At 49.8% G+C, this 743-nt stretch carries 1 pseudogene; it reads right to left on the bottom strand.

From position 1 onward, the window contains the following. Positions 1–743: pseudogene (locus SORDD16_RS09855) on the bottom strand (accessory Sec-dependent LPXTG-anchored adhesin); the annotation flags it as partial.

Raw genomic sequence — 743 nt, 5'->3', positions numbered from 1 at the left:
GCTGCTTGGCTGTTGCTAACAACTGCGCTTGCCAAACTTTGGTTAGCACTACCTGATACAAGACTTGCCGCAGGGTTAACCTTGAGATTGAGCGATGCTGAAGTAGAGGTAGATACAGAAGCCTGAGCTGATGGTTCGCTAACAGCTGAGGTGCTCTCAACTACAGATACCGGCGCTTGAGCGCTAGTAGATACTGACGTCTTTACACTAGCTGAAGCTGACGCAGGAGCTGATGTTGACTGGCTCGCTGAGGCAGAGGCTGGAGTTGCTGACTGACTGACTGATGCAGAGACACTCGCAGATGCTGATGTTGACTGGCTCGCTGATGTTGACTGGCTCGCTGAGGCAGATTGACTGACTGAAGCTGACTGACTCGCACTCGCTTGTGCCTCAACAGATTGACTGACTGATAGAGAAGCTGTTGCAGATGCTTGTTCTGCTTGAGCTTTCTTTACTTCTGCTTGCGCTTGAGCGATAATTGAGTTGGTACTTGTTTCAGTTGTTTCAGCCGCTTTCGGTTCAGCAGCGATGACTGTCTTATCCGTTTCTGCATGTTCAGATGTCTCATCTGCGTACACAGTTTGTTCTTGAGTCATCACAAATCCTGCAGCTCCCGCGGCCAGAATTCCTCCTATTCCCGCTAGCGTGTTAAAACTAAGGTGTGCGTGATCAAGTTCTTCAGTGTCTGACAGGCTACTTGAGACAACTTCGCCCATCCCACCGATACGGAAGAGATCCAATTG

Origin of the sequence: Streptococcus oralis, assembly GCF_001578945.1 — a bacterium.
In the GTDB taxonomy this organism is placed as follows: domain Bacteria; phylum Bacillota; class Bacilli; order Lactobacillales; family Streptococcaceae; genus Streptococcus; species Streptococcus oralis_Q.
The sequence above is the reverse complement of the archived record's forward strand: the minus strand, read 5'-3'. Positions and strand labels throughout refer to the sequence as shown.